This is a genomic window from Actinopolymorpha sp. B17G11, assembly GCF_040196095.1.
In the GTDB taxonomy this organism is placed as follows: domain Bacteria; phylum Actinomycetota; class Actinomycetes; order Propionibacteriales; family Actinopolymorphaceae; genus Thermasporomyces.
In genome coordinates, this window is sequence record NZ_JBEFTW010000001.1 from 191,955 (window position 1) to 209,395 (window position 17,441).

Below are 17,441 nucleotides of genomic sequence, written 5' to 3' on the forward strand. Positions count from 1 at the left end.
CGCGGTTGTATGAGGGGTGCCCTCACTCCAGTTACGGCAGCGTGCTGAGGACCGACTCGACCTGTTTGGCGTCCCAGGGGGCGCCCGCGACCACGACCGTGTAGCGCAACGTCATCGTGGCCCCGTCGGCCAGGTCGTGAACCTCGTCGAAGAACGGGGCCGGGCACACGCAGGCGTACGGATCGTCGCGGACGAACCACTTGGTCGGATGCGAGACGTTGCCGTTCTGGTCGCGGAACACCACCGTCGACGTCGCGTCGATCTCGTCGTGCCTGCCGACGTAGGCCAACCAGCGCGCCCGCTCACCCATCATCGCCGGGCCGCCTGGGCCGTCGGAGGAGAGAACCGTTCCCTTGTTGAAGGATCGCGGTCCGCGCCAGAAGAGTCCTGCGTAGCCGGCGTTCGGACGCCCTTCGGTGGTTGGACTACCGAACCCGATCGACTCGCCGCGACAGTTGGTCAACGCGGTGGTGAACGACAGCACCCATGCGTCGGTGTCGGCCAGGACCGAGAAGCGCAGTTGCCGGAGTTCGGTCAGCCAGATCTCGCCACCTTGGGTGATCCACGTCAGCCGTTCGTCGACGCGCGCGATGCCGCCGTCGACGTCGACCGTGTCGAATCCCTGGTGTGCTTGGGCTCCGTTGTTGGGCAGGCGTACATATCCCTCGTCGCGAACGAACGTCGGCCCGCCCCAGAAGTTCTCCGGCCCGACGTTGGGCAGCGCCAGCGAGATCCCCTTGTGCCACACGTGATCGTGCGGGCGGTAGAGCGAGACGAGCTTGCCGTCGAGCGTACGCAGTGGATGCAGGTAAGGCCGCGGCGACTCGACCTGGGCGACGTCGGAGTTGTAGACGTACCGGCACAGCTCCACGTCGTCGGCAGTCACCGTCAAGGCGCTGTTGACATCGGCGATGGCCAGCTCGCTCATGCTGGTCTCCTTTCGCATGACCGCTGCGGTGCCTCACTCCGGCACACCTCGTTCCTCGGCGTAGCTGCGTGGGGGCTCCTCGCGCTCATGCTGGTCTCCTTTCGCATGACCGCTGCGGTGCCTCACTCCGGCACACCTCGTTCCTCGGCGTACCTGCGTGGGGGCTCCTCGCGCTCATGCGTGGGACCTTCCGTCGAGCTGGTGGTAGAACGGGTTGTCGGGCGTGAGATCGCTTCGGCTCACCCGCTGGCAGGTGAACGACGAGGCGTAGATTCCGGTGACGATCTCGACCGTACGCCGGAGCCCGGCACCGGTCGTGGCGGGCCGCTTGCCGGCCTGGAGGCTGGTGAGGATCTCGCCGAGCTGCGCCTGGTGCGAGCTCCGCACGTCCTCCCCTGCCGGTGGCCACGGCGGTGGGTCCTCCTCCATTCCCTTCACCGGCGTGTAGGTCCACGAGTCGACGGCGTGGCTGTAGAGGTGGCTCACCTCGAGTGTGCCGCGTACGAAGTCGAACCGGAGGTAACTCTCCTCGCGCGGTGACAAGATGCTGTTGACAAGCGTCGCGACCGCGCCGTTGGCGAACGTCATGTAGCCGACAGACACGTCCTCGGTGTCGACCTTGCGGGCCAACCGCGGCGCGTGCGCGGAGATCTCGGACCACTCGCCGAGCATGTGTCCGAGCAGGTCGAGCTGGTGGATGCCGTGACCCATCGTCGGGCCGCCGCCCTCGGTGTCCCAACGACCGCGCCATTCGACCTCGTAGTAGGCGTCGCCGCGGTACCACAACGTGTTGCACACCGCGACGAGCGGCCGGCCGAGGCGGTCCTCCTGGACGAGCTTGTACGCGGCTTCGGCGGCGGTCCCGAACCGGTGCTGGAAGATGCCGACGAAGTGGCCGGCGCTGCTCTTCTCGGCCTCGGCGATCCGGTCGAACTCGGCGAGTGAGATGCACGGCGGCTTCTCGCAGACGACCGACGTGCCGGCGTCGAGCACCTGGATCGCGTCGGGGGCGTGGGCGCCAGGCGGCGTGCACAGGTGCACCATGTCAAGCTGCTCCTGCGCGAGCATGTCGGCGAGGCTGGGGTACTTCCCCGGGACCGACCACTCCTCGGCGAACTTCTCCAACCGCGTCGCGTCGACATCGGTCGCGGCCACGAGGTCCACCTGGTCCGGGTAGGCCTTGAGTGCCCGTGCGTGGGCCCGGGCGATTCCGCCTGTTCCGACGATCGCAGCCCGCAGTCGTTCCATCGGCCCTCCCGGGGAATGCGCTTTCCGTGTGCCGGGGTTCCGCGTGTGAGCATGTGAACGCGGCGCGCGGAAGCAGAGTTGTACGTACGGAGTGGAACGCTCACGCTACCCCGCAGGCGCCCGCTTGGTCACGTTGCTGACCCGCTACGGACACCCACCGCAAACTTTCGACGCCCGACGCTCCGCCCTCCCGTGGTCATGATCGTGATCGTGAAGGATTCGCGGACTGATAGCCCCGTTTCCCTTCCTGGCCCGGATCCACTTCATGATCCCTACGATGGGGCTTCCAAACTCCCGTGATCATGAAGGCGAACGGAACGCTGAAGCTGAAGTGGGCCATACATCCGGAAAACCTTCATGATCACGATCATGATCACGGGGTGGAGCCGTTCGCGGAGCGGCCGCGTCGTGCGGTGGGTCCGGTGTCAGCCCTGGGGGAGAACGACCGGTACGCCAGAGAGCAGCCCGCCGTCGACCCGGTGCGAGGCCCCGGTGATGAACGACGCCCGGTCGCTCGCGAGGAACGCCACCAGCTCGGCCACCTCGGCGGGCCGAGCGACCCGACCGAGTGGGTGGCTGCGGCCCCACTCCTCGACCAGTTCGTCGACGCTGCGTTTACCGCGGTAGAGATCGGCTGCCCACCGCAGCATCGGCGTGTCGACCGAGCCGGGGCACACGGTGTTGACGCGGATCTTGTCCTTCGCGTGGTCGATCGCCATCGCCGTCGTGAGCCCGACGATGCCGGCCTTGGACGCGGCGTACGCGGCGACCCGATCCTGCGCGACGAACGCCTGGACCGACGAGACGTTGACGATCGACCCGCCGCCGCGGGCGCGCAGGTGCGGGACGGCGAATCGGGCGGTGAGATACATCGCCTTGAGGTTGACCGCGAGGACCTCGTCCCAGAGTTCCTCGGAGGTCTCCTCGACGGTGCCGTAGCGCTGGATACCCGCCGAGTTGACCAGGATGTCGATCCCGCCGTGTGTGTTGGCGGCGTCGTCGACGAACCGGCCTACGTCAGCTGAGCTGGTGACGTCGGCGACGACTCCGGTCACCGCCGGCTTCCCGCCTCCGGCACCTGCGCCTCCGGCACCTGCGCCACCGGCACCTGCGCCACCGGCACCGGCACCCGCGCCACCGGCACTGCTGTCCGCGGCGCCGGCGCGGACCTCCGTCTCGGTCGCGCGTACCTGGTCTGCGACGTTCCCGCAGAAGACCACCGTGGCGCCCCCGGCGACCAGGCGTTCGACGACGGCCCTGCCGATGCCGGACCCGCCTCCAGCGACGAGCGCGACCTTGCCGTTGAGCTCGCCCATGGGTACCCCTTCCGCGCGGCTACCGAGCGACAGTAGGCGATGCGTACCGGAGAACGGGCCCGAACGGGCGGGGTGCGGACGAGCTCGACCGGACCCGGCCGGCTTCCGGTGTCCGCCGACGCGAGCTGGCAACGGCCGTGGCGGGAGATCATCGGCTGCTGACGATCGGGTGGGAGCGGTGGCCGGGTACGCCGAGCCCGCGTCGCCCGCGATGACCTCTCGAGGGCACCAAGAATCTCAGTGGTCGTCGTCGTCCCAGGGATGGAACGCGCGGTCGGTGGTGTGGTCCCAGTCGAGTCCGCCCCTGGTGCTTCTCACCGATCCGACGATCATTGAAATGATCATGATGCTGATGGCTCCGGCGGCGAAGATCGCCACAAGAATCTTCCAGTCCATGGCCTCTCCCCGATCGCCGGCCATCGTTCGGGTGATGAAATCCCCACAGTTCGTACGCCGCTCGGCGGCCCGAGATCCCGGCACACGCCGGACGATCAAAGGACATCGCACGTTGTGGAATATGAGCTCTGCCCGAAGGGCGGAGCACGTCCAATGTGTTCGTGATGTGCGATCCAGGATGCCAGCGATCAGCCCGATTGTGCAGCGAGTTGTGAAAATGTAGCGGAACGAAACGTTTTTCGCGTCCAGTCAGCCAATTTCGTGCCTGGCCAGCAAACCCGGCCGGATCAAACGGCTGCGCGCAGGCGGTAAAACATAGACACACCCAAGTTACGTAATGCATATGAACAATTACTGTTAGACAGTAATTCTCGACGTACGTATGTCGCGCGACCATGTGCCAGGTCTCGACCCGCTCGCATCCTCATGCGGCGTCATGTGTCGCTGGCGTTATTTGTCGCGTTGGCCAGTTCGCTGGCCGTCGGCGGGTCGGCCCCCGGCCGGGTACAGGTCAGTGCCGCCGCGGTACAGGCCCGGCGGAGCACGTCGGGAAGGGCGCCACGCACAGCTGAGTCGTCCGGCCCTGGTTGGAGCGTACGGACCTGAGCCGTGCGCAGACGCGACAGCAGGTCGCGGTCGGCGAGCCCGCTGAGTAGCGCGGCGCTGAACGCGTCGCCCGCCCCCACCGTGTCGACGACCTGGACGCGAGGGGCAGATACCTCCACCACCTCGCCTCCCGCAGCCAGCGCGAGGGCACCCTCGGCGCCCAGGGTCAGGACGACGAGCGACGGTCCGAGGCCGCACCAGTGGCGGACCACATCGACCACCGGCTCCCCCGGATAGAGCCATCCGAGGTCTTCCGCGCTGGCCTTGACGACATGGGCGTACGACACCTGCCGCTCGATCCGTTGCCGTGAGGCGTCCCGGTCAGGCGCCAACTGCGGTCGTACGTTGGGGTCGAGACTGATCGTGACGGCACCGCGTTCACGTTCACGGCGGAGGTACTCCTCGAGCACGGCCGCGCCCGGATCGATGGCCAGGGCGAGAGAGCCGGTGTGGAGGGCTACCACGTCCTGGGGCAGAGGGGACGGCAGCTCGGTGGTCGTCCACTGCCAGTCGGCCGTGCCCTCGACGTAGAACTCGTACGCCGCCGACCCGCTCGGGTCGAGAGTCGCGATGGCGAGGGTCGTCCGCTCGGTGGCGGGTACGGCATGGCGGAGCGAAACGCCGTTGGTGCGCAGATGCTCGCGAAGGCGGGCGCCGAACGAGTCGCCGGAGGTCCGGCAGAGGAAGTCGCAGGGTTGGTCGAGCCGGGCGAGCCCGACGGCGACGTTGGCCGGACTGCCGCCCGGCGTCGCCTGGAACACTGCGCCGTCGCCTACGAGGTCGATCAACGCCTCGCCGATGACTGTGATCACGGGTCGTGTCCTCCCAGCCAAGCCGATGTGTACGGACCCCGCCGCCTTGGTGGTGCCGCGACGACATTCATAGCAGCGTGGTGCCCCAGCACGTTCATGGTCACGATCATGATCACCAGGAGAGTCCCTGAGGTCTTAGGGTGTCGGGGTGATGGAGGTCGACCGGACGCTACGACGGGCGGGTCCTGTTGTCGTCGTGCTCGGGCTTCTCGCCCTGATCACGACGATCGCCCTCGTCTCCGGACCGAGCGCCACCCGCCTGCCGACCCCGGAGCGCACGGCCGGCACGCCGGCGGCCCCACCGCCACCACCGCCCGCACCCGAGATCTCGTCGAGCGCCAGCCCGACGGGGGCACCCGCGGCCGCCGACGTACCCGCCTGGGTGGGCACCATCCTGCTGGTCGTGCTCGCGCTCGTCACCGTCGCGCTGCTGGCAGGCGTCGTGTACCTGTTCCGCCGGTACGTACGCATCAAGATCAGTCCACGGCGGCCGCGTCCGGTCCTGGAAACGGTGTCCGAACCCGTGCCGGCGGCCGAAGAGCTGCACGCCGCCGTGGCCGCGGGCATCGAGGAGTTGGCCGACGACTCCGCCGACCCGCGCCGCGCGGTGATCGGCTGCTGGCTACGTCTGGAGGCAGCCGCCGCCGCTGCCGGAACCGAACGCGAGCCGCACGACACCCCCGCCGACCTGGTAGGGCGGGTACTCACCGCCCACGAGGTCAGTCCGGAACCGCTGCGCGTGCTGGCCGAGCTCTACCGGCAGGCACGGTACGCACCAGACGTCGTCGACGAGACGATGCGCGACACGGCACGGGCCACCCTGACCCGGCTCCGGACCGAACTCGGCCGCCCGGCGGTCACGTCGTGACGCCCCGCCGAACCGTCCGCCAGGCACTGGTGGCGGTCGCCCTTTCGGCCGCTGTCGCGGGGATCCTCTACGCCGCGAGCGGGGCGGTGTTCGGCTGGAAGATCCCGTACCTCCTCTATTTCGTCGTCGTCCTCGCGGTCGTCGCCGGCCGCCAGGTCGCGGCCGCCGTCGCCACCCCACCGGTGCTGGAGTCGCCGATCCGGGAGGACACCGAGGTCCGGGCGTACGGCGTCCTCGACCGGCCGTTCGCGGAGGTACGCCGGTGGGAGGATCGGTTCGAGCTGATCCACGGCGATCCCGCGTACTTCCGGCGTACCGTCCTGCCGGAGATCACCGCGGTCGTCGACGAGCGCCTGCGCACCGCCCATGGCATCAGCCGCGCCCGCGATCCCGAGCGCGCGCAGGAGCTCCTGGGCCCGCGGCTGTGGGAGTTCCTGGAGACCGGAAGTGTGGGGCAGCGCGCCCGGGCACCGTCGCCCGCCGAGTTGACGCTCATCGTGAAGGAGATGGAGGACCTGTGGCTGCGACAGCACTGACGATTCCGGAGGTCAGCCAGAAGTGTCACCAGGTCCTGGACGCGGTGGGCGAGGTGATGGTCGGCAAGCGCGACGCACTGGCGCTCGTCCTCGGCGGCGTTCTGGCCGGTGGCCACATCCTGCTGGAGGACCTACCCGGGCTCGGCAAGACGTTGACCGCGCGGTCGCTGGCGCAGGCGTTGGGCGTGGAGTTCCGGCGGATCCAGTTCACACCCGACCTGCTGCCGGCGGACGTAACCGGGTCGCTGCTCTACGACCAACGCAGCCACGACTTCACGTTCCGCCAGGGGCCGGTCTTCACCAACCTGCTGCTGGCGGACGAGGTCAACCGGACCCCACCGAAGACGCAGGCGGCGCTGCTCGAGGCGATGCAGGAGAAGCAGGTGTCGGTCGAGGGCACGACCTATCCGCTACCGTCGCCGTTCCACGTCCTCGCGACCGCCAACCCGATCGAGTACGAAGGGACCTACCCGCTGCCGGAGGCACAGCTGGACAGGTTCCTGCTGCGGGTGTCGTTCGGCTATCCCGACGCAGGCGAGGAGTTCGACGTGCTGCGCCGCCGGATGGCCCGCCGGCGTGAGGAGGCGGTCGTCCCACCCGTGGTCGACGGCCCCACGCTGCTCGCCATGCAGGCCGCGCTGGAAGACGTCGTGGTCGAGGACTCGCTGAACCACTATCTGATCGAGATCGTCCGGGCGACCCGCGCCGACGAGCGCGTGCTGGTCGGCGCCTCGCCGCGTGGATCGCTCGCGTTGCTGCTGCTGGCCCGGGCGAAGGCCGTGCTGGACGGGCGTTCGTTCGTCGTACCCGAAGACATCAAGGAGCTTGCGGCTCCCGCACTGGCGCACCGGATCACGCTGCGCCCGGAGATGTGGCTGCAACGGATCGAGCCCGAACGCGTCGTGCAGGACGCCGTCGCGGCGGTGGCGGCGCCGGCGAGCGGTGCGCTTCCGACGTACTCCGCCCAGGACGATGCTGCCGCCCAGGACGGCGCGCCCGCCGAGAGTGCGGGTGCCGCCAAAGGCACGGCGTCGGCCAAGGGCACGGCGTCGCAACGATGACCACGACCGGAGGCACGCCCTCCCCGCCTACGGTGTCCGGGCCACCCGACTGGACGCCGACACCAGCACTGGGGCGGGCCGTGGTCCTGACGCTGGTCCTCCTCGTGGCCGCGGTCGTCACCGGCCGCGCGGACCTGGCCGTCCTGGCGACACCGTTCGGGATCGGCACGGCGGTGGCCCTGCGCTACCGGCCCCGGCGACCGCCTCAGCCGGCGCTCGCGACCAGGCAGGCGCACGTCGTCGAGGGCAACGAGCTCGGCATCGACATCGGGATCGGCAACGACGACGAGTCGGCGTACGACCTGGTGGTCATTCGACGGGAGGTCACGGCCTGGCTGGCCGATCACGACGCCGGCCGGCCACTCGCGGTGACCGTCGGAGGTGAGCGACGCGCCAAGGTCACCGTGCGAGGTGAGGTCGCGCGGTGGGGGAGGCACACGTTCGCGCCCGTGCAGGTCCAGGCGGTCAGCGGCGACGGGCTGCTCGTGAGCCGTTCGACGACATCGCCGGCGTTGGCGCTGAAGGTGTTCCCGCGGACCGATCCGTTCGATGCCGACGACGCGATGCCGAACGCCGCCGGCCTGGTGGGCGCCCACCGGTCCCGCCGGTACGGAGACGGCGGCGAGCTGGCTGGCATCCGACGCTTCGCACCGGGCGACCGGCTCCGGCGGATCGACTGGCGCGCCTCACTGCGTACCCGCGAACTCCACGTCGCGCAGACCCTCTCCGACCGCGACGCCGAGCTGGTGCTGGTCCTCGACGTGCTCCATGAGGCGGGCGGGTCCTCGGCGGGGGCCAGCGGGCAGAGGTCCACTGGTGGCGCCATGAACGCGGGCGTGGACGGAACCGCCAGCGTGATCGACACCACCGTCCGCGCCGCCGCCGGGATCGCCCAGCACTACGTCGGCCGTGGCGACCGGGTGCGATTCCTCGAGTACGGCGGACGCAACCGGGCGCTGCGCGCGGGCACCGGACGCCGGCACTACCTGATGGCGCTGGAATGGTTGCTCGGCGTCCAGTCCGGCGAGGGGCCGCACGACCCCACCGAGGGGATCTTCCGCCGGCACGTACTCCCGACCGCGGCACTGCTCATCGTGCTCACCCCGTTCCTCGACCGGCGCAGCGTCGCGGCCGTGGCTCGGCTGGCACGGAGCGGGCGGTCGGTGGTCGCGGTCGACACCCTTCCGTCGTACGCACGACCGGCGGCGGGGCGGCCCGGTCCGTGGTCCGACGCCGCGTTCCGGATGTGGCGGCTCGAACGCCAGAACACCCTCGCCCAACTCCTCGAGCACGGCGTCCCCACGGTGACCTGGGCAGGGGCCGGCAGCCTCGACCAGGTCCTGCGGGACGTCTCGCGGATCGCGGCGGCGCCCCGATGACCATCGTCACGCAGGTACGCGACTCGGTGGCGGCCGGTGTCGGGGCCACCCGGCGGGTGACGCTCGGCGGGTTGGCGCTGCGGCTGCTCGGGTGGGTCGCCGGTGCCGGTGCCCTGCTGCTCGCCATGCCCGGGCGTGCCTACAGCCTCGCGCCTGCGCTGGTCGTCGTCGTGGCCGTCGTCGTACCGCTTGTGACGGTGGTGCTGCCCGGGCGGTGGCCGGTGCTGGCGCTGGAGCTTCTGGCGGTGGGCGGGTGGGTGGCGGGGACGGCCACGTCCGAGGCTCGGGTGGCGTTCCTCCCGGTGCTGGCGCTGGCGGCGGCGCTCTATGTGCACCACAGCGCGAGCGGGTTCGCCGCGGCGGTGCCGCTGAACGTCCGGTTCCTTCCTGGCGTCGTACGCCGATGGCTCGTACGTACCGGCGCGGTGCTCGGTGTGACGGCGCTCATTGCGGCGGTGGCGGTGCCGCTCGACGCGCGGGTGGGCGACGTCTCGACGGTGGTGGTTCCCGCGCTGGGCGTCCTGCTGGCGATCCTCGTGGCGGGACTGCTTGCGTATGCCGTCCGCGAGCGATGAGAGGGCCGGGCCTGCGGCGGAATCAGGTCGCCCAGCGCGGGCGGCGTCTCGTAGCCTGGCGCTCATGCGGATCGGAGTAGTCGGCGCCACCGGCCAGGTCGGCGCGGTCATGCGGCAGTTGCTGACGGATCGGGCGTTCCCGGCCGAACAGGTCAGGTTCTTCGCCTCGGCGAGGTCGGTGGGACGCACCCTGCCGTGGCAGGGCACAGACATACCCGTCGAAGACGCCGAGACTGCCGACTTCGCCGGCCTCGACCTGGCGCTGTTCTCGGCGGGCGCCGGCACGTCCCGCACGGTCGCGCCGCGGATGGCCGCCGCGGGTGCCGTGGTGATCGACAATTCCTCGGCCTGGCGGATGCATCCCGAGGTGCCTCTCGTGGTGTCCGAGGTCAATCCGCACGCCCTCGACTCGATCCCGAAGGGGATCGTCGCCAACCCGAACTGCACGACGATGGCCGCGATGCCGGTTCTCGCACCACTGCACCGTGAGGCCGGCCTGCGGCGACTCGTGGTCAGCACTTACCAGGCCGTCTCGGGCTCCGGTGGCGCCGGTGTCCGTGAGCTGGACGAGCAGCTCGCCAAGGCCGGGGACTCGGCGGCAGCGCTCGCCCTCGACGGCAACGCCGTGGAGTTCCCGGAGCCGAGCGTGTTCCCGACCACTGTGGCGTACAACGTGCACCCACTGGCTGGCGCGCTGGTCGATGACGGCACCCTCGAGACCGTCGAGGAGCAGAAGCTCCGTACCGAAAGTCGCAAGATCCTCGAGATTCCCGACCTTGCCGTGTCGGGCACCTGCGTACGCGTTCCCGTCTTCACCGGGCACTCGTTGTCGATCAACGCCGAGTTCGACCGTGAGCTCTCGCCGGAGCGCGCCGTCGAGCTGCTCGCCGACGCTCCCGGGGTCGAGGTGACCGACCTGCCGACGCCGCTGCTGGCCGCCGGCAAGGACCCGTCCTATGTCGGGCGGGTACGCAGGGACCCCGGTGTCGCACACGGTCTGGCGTTGTTCGTGTCGGGCGACAACCTCCGCAAGGGCGCGGCGCTCAACGCGGTCCAGATCGCCGAGCTGCTGGCCGCGCGCCGCGTCAGCTGACCCGGCCCTCGTGCCCTCCCCGGTCGAGGGTGGGTGAGCGGGCCCCGCTCCCCTCGCACGGGTGCGTCACAATGGCGGGCATGGACGAGACCACACCGGTCGGCACGACACCCGCCGACGGCACATGGGCGGGCGCGGTGCCGGCCGACTCGGGCGACGGCGACGATCCGTACCTCTGGCTCGAGGAGGTCTCCGGCGAGCCCGCGCTCTCCTGGGTCCGCGAACGCAACGACGAAACCCTGTCCGTCCTCGCCCGGGGTGAGCGGTTCGAGCAGGTACGCGGTGAGGCCCGTGAGGTGCTCGACTCCGACGAGCGTATTCCTTACGTACACAGGCGCGGTGATCACCTCTACAACTTCTGGCAGGACGCCGAGCACCCGCGTGGACTGTGGCGGCGGACGACGCTCGAGAGCTACCGGGCCGACGAGCCGGACTGGGAGGTTCTGCTCGACGTCGACGCCCTCGGTGCGGAGGAGTCGGAGAACTGGGTGTGGCGTGGGGCCGCGGTGTTGCGGCCGGAGTACCGGCGCTGCCTGGTTCCGCTGTCCCGCGGTGGTGCCGACGCGACGGTGTTGCGCGAGTTCGACCTGGAGACGTTGTCCTTTGTCGAGGACGGCTTCTCCCTCCCCGAGGCGAAGAGCTTCGTGGGATGGATCGACGAGAACCGGGTCTATGTCGGCACCGACTTCGGACCAGGTTCACTCACGTCGTCCGGATACCCGCGCATTGTGAAGGAATGGCGGCGCGGGACTCCGTTGTCGGAGGCGGTGACGGTCTTCGAGGGCAAGCCGGACGACGTGTCGGTGTCGGCGTTCCACGATCACACCGAGGGTTTCGAGCGTGACTTCGTACGTCGCGCCATCGACTTCTACTCGAGTGAGAAATACCTGCGGGTGTCCGCCGACGTCACCGGGGCAGAGGGTCTTGTCAAGATCGACGTCCCGCATGACGTCGACGTCTCGGTGCATCGGGAATGGATGCTCATCCGCACCCGCACGCCGTGGACGGTCGGCGTCACCACGTATCCCGCGGGTGCCTTGTTGGCGGCGCCTTTCGAGGCCTACATGGCGGGTGAGCGGGACCTGACGGTGTTGTTCGAACCCGATCCCCACACGTCGTTGAGCTATTTCGCGTGGACGCGCCACCATCTCATCCTGGGCACGTTGGCGGATGTGAAGAGTCGGCTGGAGGTGTTGACGCCGGGCGCCGGTGGGTGGGAGCGAGCGCCGCTTCCGGGAGTTCCCGAGATCGGCAACACCGAGATCGTCGGCACCGATCCTGACCACAGTGACGAGTACTTCCTCAATTCGAGTGGCTTCACCGAGCCCTCGACGCTGCGCTACGGCCAGATCGGCGGGTCGATCGAGGTGCTCAAGCAGGCACCGTCGTTCTTCGACGCCTCAGGCCTCTCGGTCCGGCAGCTTTTCGCGACCTCCGCCGACGGCACGAGGATCCCGTACTTCGTCGTCAGCCCTGCAGGTGCGGACGATTCCGGGCCGACCCTGCTCACCGGTTACGGCGGATTCGAGATCGCGTTGACGCCAAGCTACAGCGGCGTGATCGGCCGCGGCTGGCTGGCGCGCGGTGGTACCTACGTCGTGGCCAACATCCGTGGCGGTGGAGAGTACGGGCCGGAATGGCACCGTTCGGCACTGCGTGAGAACCGGGTGAGGGCGTACGAAGACTTCGCCGCTGTGGCGAGCGACCTGACCAGCCGCGGCATCACCTCGCCACCCAGGCTCGGCATCCAGGGCGGCAGCAATGGCGGCCTCCTCATGGGCGTGATGCTCACCCGCTATCCTGAGCTCTTCGGCGCGATCGTGTGCCAGGTGCCGTTGCTGGACATGAAGCGCTACCACGTGATGCTCGCGGGCGCGTCGTGGATGGCGGAGTTCGGTGACCCGGACGAGGAATCGGACTGGGCATTCCTGCGCAAGTACTCGCCGTACCACCAGGTTGCCGCGGATCGCCCTTATCCGCCGGTGCTTTTCGCGACGTCGACCAGAGATGACCGGGTGCATCCGGGCCATGCCCGCAAGATGGTCGCGCGGATGCGTGAGCTCGGCTACGACGTTGCCTACTACGAGAACATCGAAGGTGGGCACGGCGCTGCCGCCGACAACGAGCAACTGGCGTTCAAGAACGCGCTGGCACTCGAGTTCCTGTGGAGAAACCTCACGCGCTGAGCCGTGCCGGTGGAAACGAAGCGCCCCGCCCGCGTCAGCTGCCGCCTGACTTGTCACGGTTGCCGTCGCCGAGCAGGCCTGCGCGCCGGAGTGCGTCGGCCATGGCGTCGTTCTCCGGTCGGCCACCGCCGGCCGCGCCCTGGCGGTTCCCCTGGCGCGGTGCACCGCCCGTGCGTGGTCCAGGCTTGCCGCGCCCGCCCGGCTTGCCCCGCCCGCCCGGCTTGCCCCCGCCGCCGGGACTCCGTCGTTCGTCGGGCTTCCGGTCCGGTGCGGTCGTACCCTCCGGCTCGTCGTCGAGGCGCAGGCTGAGGGAGATGCGTTTGCGGGGAATGTCGACGTCCATCACCTTGACCCGAACGACATCGCCGGACTTCACGACCTCGCGCGGGTCACTGACGAAGGTCTTCGCCATCGCCGACACGTGCACGAGCCCGTCCTGGTGCACACCGACATCCACGAACGCACCGAAGGCCGCCACATTGGTGACGACCCCTTCGAGGACCATGCCACGCTGGAGGTCGGCGATCTCCTCCACACCGTCGGCGAACGTCGCGGTCGTGAACGCCGGACGCGGGTCGCGGCCCGGTTTCTCCAACTCCGCAAGGATGTCGGTAACCGTCGGCAGGCCGAACGTGTCGTCGACGTACTCCGTCGGCCGGATCTGGCGTAGGACCGCGGTGTTGCCGATCAGCTCGCGGAGGTTGCCGCCCGTCGCCTTCAGGATTCGGCGTACGACCGGATAGGCCTCTGGGTGCACACTGGAGGCGTCGAGCGGGTCGTCACCGTCGGGAATGCGGAGGAACCCCGCGCACTGTTCGAACGCCTTCGGTCCGAGCCTGGGCACCTGCGTCAGCGCGCGTCGCGACCGGAACGGTCCCTTGTCGTCCCGGTGCGCCACGATGTTGCCGGCAAGTGTCTCGGTGATGCCGGAAACCCTTGTCAGCAAGGGCGCGGAGGCGGTGTTGACGTCGACGCCAACCGCGTTGACGCAGTCCTCCACGACCGCGTCGAGGGACCGGGAGAGCTTGGCCTCGGCGAGGTCGTGTTGGTACTGCCCGACGCCGATCGACTTCGGATCGATCTTCACCAGCTCCGCGAGCGGGTCCTGCAGCCGTCGGGCGATGGAGACCGCACCGCGCAGGGAGACATCGAGGCCGGACAGCTCCTTCGAGGCGTACGCCGAGGCCGAATACACCGACGCACCGGCCTCGGAAACGACGATCTTGGTGAGGCTCAGGTCGGGATGTCTCCTGATCAGGTCGGCGGCGAGCTTGTCGGTCTCACGCGAGGCGGTGCCGTTGCCGATCGCGATGAGGTCGACCTTGTGCTGGGCGGCTAGCCGGGCGAGCGTGGCGATCGACTCGTCCCAACGCCGCTGGGGCACGTGCGGATAGATGGTGTCCGTCGCGACCACCTTGCCCGTGGCGTCGACGACCGCGACCTTGACGCCGGTACGGAATCCGGGGTCGAGACCCATCGTCACCCGGGTGCCGGCGGGTGCGGCGAGCAGCAGGTCGCGCAGGTTGGCGGCGAAGACCCGGACGGCCTCGTCCTCGGCGACCTGACGCAGCCGCATCCGCAGATCGATGGTGAGGTGGACGAAGATCCGCGTACGCCACGCCCACCGCACCGTGTCGGCCAGCCACCGGTCACCTGGACGGACCGTCCGTTGGGCGCTGGGGTCCGCTACCGCGGCGAGGGAGTCGGAGAGGCCGTGGCGGTCGGCGATCCGGCGTTCTGCGTCGACTGGAGCGTCGGCGTCGGCGGGGTCACCGGCGTCGAGGGCAACGTCGAGAACCTCCTCCTTCTCGCCGCGGAACACCGCGAGGATCCGGTGCGACGGCAGGGCACTCAGTGCCTCGGCGAAGTCGAAGTAGTCGGCGAACTTCGCACCGGCCTCCTCCTTTCCGTCGCGGACGCGTGAAACGAGCCGGCCGCGCGACCAGACGAGTTCGCGCAGCTCACCGATCAGGTCGGCGTCCTCCCCGAACCGTTCGATCAGGATCGCGCGAGCGCCGTCGAGAGCCGCGGCGACGTCGGCAACGCCCTTGTCGGCGTCGACGAACGCCGCCGCCTCCTGGTGCGGGTCGCGGGTCGGGTCGGCGAGCAGCGTGTCGGCCAGCGGCTCGAGGCCGGCTTCGCGGGCGATCTGCGCCTTCGTCCGCCGTTTCGGCTTGTACGGAAGGTAGATGTCCTCCAGACGGGCCTTGGTGTCGGCCCCCATGATCTGCGCCTCGAGCGCGTCGTCAAGCTTGCCTTGCGTACGGATCGACTCGAGAATCGCGGCGCGGCGTTCCTCCAACTCGCGCAGGTAGCGCAGGCGCTCCTCGAGGGTCCGCAGCTGTGCGTCGTCGAGCGCGCCGGTCACCTCCTTGCGGTAGCGCGCGATGAACGGCACGGTCGCTCCACCGTCGAGCAACTCGATCGCTGCCCTGACCTGACCACCGCGTACGCCGAGTTCGCCGGCGATCCGTTCCTGCACGGTCAGCTTTGTCTGCGCCGCCTGCACTGCCTGCGCCGTCTGCGCTGTCGTGTCCGGGACTGCTTCAGTCACACCATCCGCCTTCGCGTCGAGGTCCCGTTCATTCTGGACCGCCCGGAGGGCGCCCGCACTCCCGGGCCCGACGAAGGATCCCGCTGGTGATGGTACTTTCCGATGAGCACCGGCATGGTCGAGATGGTGCGGGGGACGCAGAGGTACTTCATCGAGTCCAGACCTCAAGGAGATGACGTCGTGATTCCCTGGCCGATGTCGTACGCGAAGGACGAGGGGTCGTTCGTTCTCGACGATGAGGTGGTGCTCGACGCCCCACCCGAGCTGCGGGACATTCTCGCCCGCGAGTTCCGGGGATCCGGTCCGCGCTGGGCGGCGGCAGGTGGTGCGGGGGACGGGAGTGCCGGTGGTGGCGGTGTGCCACGGCGGATGGTTCTCGAGATCGACACCGCGCTTCCCGCGGAGGGCTACCACCTCGACGTGACACCAGATCTGGTGCGGGTCCGCGGCGGCGCGCCGGCGGGGGTCTTCTACGCGATCCAGACCCTGAAGCAACTCCTGCCGCCCGAGGTCTACCGGGCCGCCCACGCGTCAAGGCCGGCATGGTCGGTTCCGTGCTGTCGGATCGAGGATCGGCCGGCCCACAGCTGGCGTGGCTGCCTGCTCGACGTCGCGCGGTACTTCATGCCCAAGGACTTTCTCTTCAGGTTGATCGACCTGCTGGCGTTGCACAAACTGAATGTTCTCCAGCTCCACCTCACCGACGACGACGGATGGCGGGTCGAGTCGAAACGCTATCCGCGGTTGACGCAGGCCGGCGCGTGGCGGGAGGAGACCCGCTGGTGGTGGGAGGAGCGGGGTGACGGAACTCCCCACGGCGGCTTCTACACCCAGGCCGATCTGGCCGAGATCGTCGCGTACGCAGGGCAGCGCTTCATCACCGTCGTACCCGAGATCGAGATGCCGGCGCACACGGGCGCGGCGATCACGGCCTATCCGGAGCTCGGCCACCACCCCGACGCGCCGCCACGGTCGTCGATCCCGCCCGATCACGACGACGTCCTCAATGTGGAGGACGGCACGCTGGAGTTCTTCCAGAACGTCCTGGAAGAAGTGCTGGAGATCTTTCCCAGTACGTTCATCCACATCGGTGGCGACGAATGCCCCAAGGAACCGTGGCGGAACAGCCCACGCGCACAGCTGCGGATGCGTGAGCTCGGACTCGCCGACGAGGACGAGTTGCAGAGCTGGTTCATCACCCAGATGGACTCGTGGCTGACCGCACGAGGTCGGCGGCTGGTCGGCTGGGACGAGATCGGAGAAGGTGGTCTCGCGCCCGGCGCGACCGTGATGTCGTGGCGCGGGCAGGAGGGCGGCATCACGGCCGCCCGGGCCGGTCATGACGTGGTGATGGCGCCGACCTCACCGACCTACCTCGACTACTACCAGTCCGAGAGTCCTGATGAACCGCTGGCGATCGGCGGCCACGTTCCCCTCGAGGCGGTGTACGCCTACGAACCCGTCCCGGCAGCGCTGTCCGATACCGAGGCCTCCCACGTGCTCGGAGCGCAGGTCCAGCTCTGGACCGGATTCCTACCCGCCGGGCCCCAGGTGGAGTACATGGCCTTTCCGCGGGCATGTGCCTTCGCCGAGGCGGTGTGGCGGTCGCGCCGTGACCGGCCGTACGAAGAGTTCCTGGAGCGGCTCGACAATCACCTGCACCGGCTCGACGCACTCGGTGTGAACTACCGCCCGCTTTCCGGGCCGCTCCCGTGGCAGCAGGGCGGAACCGGTCGCTTCAACCGTCCCAACCAGCCACAGATGGTCGACTGACCGGCCGCCAGCAACCACCCGCACGCCCGCGGTCTCGCTGCTCGTCCGCACGCCCCGCGCCGGCCGGGTAGGCAGGGCGTACCGAGCGGACCGCGTACTCTCGACCCGAT

Annotated in this window: 14 protein-coding genes; 8 read left to right on the plus strand and 6 right to left on the minus strand. The window is 69.3% G+C overall.

Going from position 1 to position 17,441, the window contains the following annotated elements; all coding sequences use genetic code 11:
• Positions 1-31: 31 nt before the first annotated feature.
• The 5 genes from ABN028_RS00845 to ABN028_RS00865 form a co-directional block, all read right to left on the minus strand.
• Positions 32-928 (minus strand): DUF6807 domain-containing protein, encoded by an 897-nt coding sequence (locus ABN028_RS00845; protein WP_349695226.1) that lies wholly within the window; start codon positions 926-928, stop codon positions 32-34.
• Between the two features lie 174 nt (positions 929-1,102).
• Complete coding sequence (locus ABN028_RS00850; RefSeq protein WP_349329568.1) at positions 1,103-2,176, minus strand: Gfo/Idh/MocA family protein; 1,074 nt, start codon at positions 2,174-2,176, stop codon at positions 1,103-1,105.
• Positions 2,177-2,601: 425 nt separating this feature from the next.
• Positions 2,602-3,492, minus strand: a complete 891-nt coding sequence (locus ABN028_RS00855; RefSeq protein ID WP_349695227.1) for an SDR family NAD(P)-dependent oxidoreductase — start codon at positions 3,490-3,492, stop codon at positions 2,602-2,604.
• 237 nt (positions 3,493-3,729) lie between these two features.
• A complete protein-coding gene (locus ABN028_RS00860; protein WP_349329566.1) occupies positions 3,730-3,888 on the minus strand; it encodes a hypothetical protein in 159 nt (52 codons plus the stop codon).
• A gap of 434 nt (positions 3,889-4,322) precedes the next feature.
• Positions 4,323-5,306 carry a carbohydrate kinase family protein gene (locus ABN028_RS00865; protein WP_349695228.1) on the minus strand — a complete coding sequence of 328 codons (984 nt, stop codon included), beginning with the start codon at positions 5,304-5,306 and terminating at the stop codon, positions 4,323-4,325.
• A gap of 151 nt (positions 5,307-5,457) precedes the next feature.
• Between ABN028_RS00865 and ABN028_RS00870 the strand changes: the two genes are divergently transcribed.
• From ABN028_RS00870 to ABN028_RS00900, 7 genes are all read left to right on the plus strand, one after another.
• Positions 5,458-6,174 carry a DUF4129 domain-containing protein gene (locus tag ABN028_RS00870; protein WP_349695463.1) on the plus strand — a complete coding sequence of 239 codons (717 nt, stop codon included), beginning with the start codon at positions 5,458-5,460 and terminating at the stop codon, positions 6,172-6,174.
• On the plus strand, positions 6,171-6,710 hold the full coding sequence (locus ABN028_RS00875) for a hypothetical protein (RefSeq protein ID WP_349695229.1): 540 nt from the start codon (positions 6,171-6,173) through the stop codon (positions 6,708-6,710). The genes ABN028_RS00870 and ABN028_RS00875 overlap by 4 nt, the downstream gene beginning before the upstream one ends.
• Positions 6,692-7,771 carry an AAA family ATPase gene (locus tag ABN028_RS00880; protein ID WP_349695230.1) on the plus strand — a complete coding sequence of 360 codons (1,080 nt, stop codon included), beginning with the start codon at positions 6,692-6,694 and terminating at the stop codon, positions 7,769-7,771. Before ABN028_RS00875 ends, ABN028_RS00880 begins: the two co-directional genes overlap by 19 nt.
• Entirely contained in the window at positions 7,768-9,150 is a 1,383-nt protein-coding gene (locus tag ABN028_RS00885) for a DUF58 domain-containing protein (RefSeq protein WP_349695231.1), read from the plus strand. Before ABN028_RS00880 ends, ABN028_RS00885 begins: the two co-directional genes overlap by 4 nt.
• The gene (locus ABN028_RS00890; RefSeq protein ID WP_349695232.1) at positions 9,147-9,725 is read left to right on the plus strand and encodes a hypothetical protein; all 579 of its coding nucleotides are present in this window, start codon (positions 9,147-9,149) and stop codon (positions 9,723-9,725) included. Before ABN028_RS00885 ends, ABN028_RS00890 begins: the two co-directional genes overlap by 4 nt.
• Before the next feature lie 64 nt (positions 9,726-9,789).
• Positions 9,790-10,818 carry an aspartate-semialdehyde dehydrogenase gene (locus ABN028_RS00895; protein WP_349329559.1) on the plus strand — a complete coding sequence of 343 codons (1,029 nt, stop codon included), beginning with the start codon at positions 9,790-9,792 and terminating at the stop codon, positions 10,816-10,818.
• An 80-nt stretch (positions 10,819-10,898) separates the two neighbouring features.
• On the plus strand, positions 10,899-13,004 hold the full coding sequence (locus ABN028_RS00900) for a prolyl oligopeptidase family serine peptidase (RefSeq protein WP_349695233.1): 2,106 nt from the start codon (positions 10,899-10,901) through the stop codon (positions 13,002-13,004).
• A 34-nt stretch (positions 13,005-13,038) separates the two neighbouring features.
• Here ABN028_RS00900 and ABN028_RS00905 read toward each other — a convergent pair whose 3' ends face one another.
• Entirely contained in the window at positions 13,039-15,558 is a 2,520-nt protein-coding gene (locus ABN028_RS00905; protein WP_349695234.1) for a Tex family protein, read from the minus strand.
• Between the two features lie 102 nt (positions 15,559-15,660).
• On the opposite strand from ABN028_RS00905, the gene ABN028_RS00910 reads away from it, so the two are divergent.
• On the plus strand, positions 15,661-17,331 hold the full coding sequence (locus ABN028_RS00910; protein ID WP_349695235.1) for a beta-N-acetylhexosaminidase: 1,671 nt from the start codon (positions 15,661-15,663) through the stop codon (positions 17,329-17,331).
• Positions 17,332-17,441: the final 110 nt, after the last annotated feature.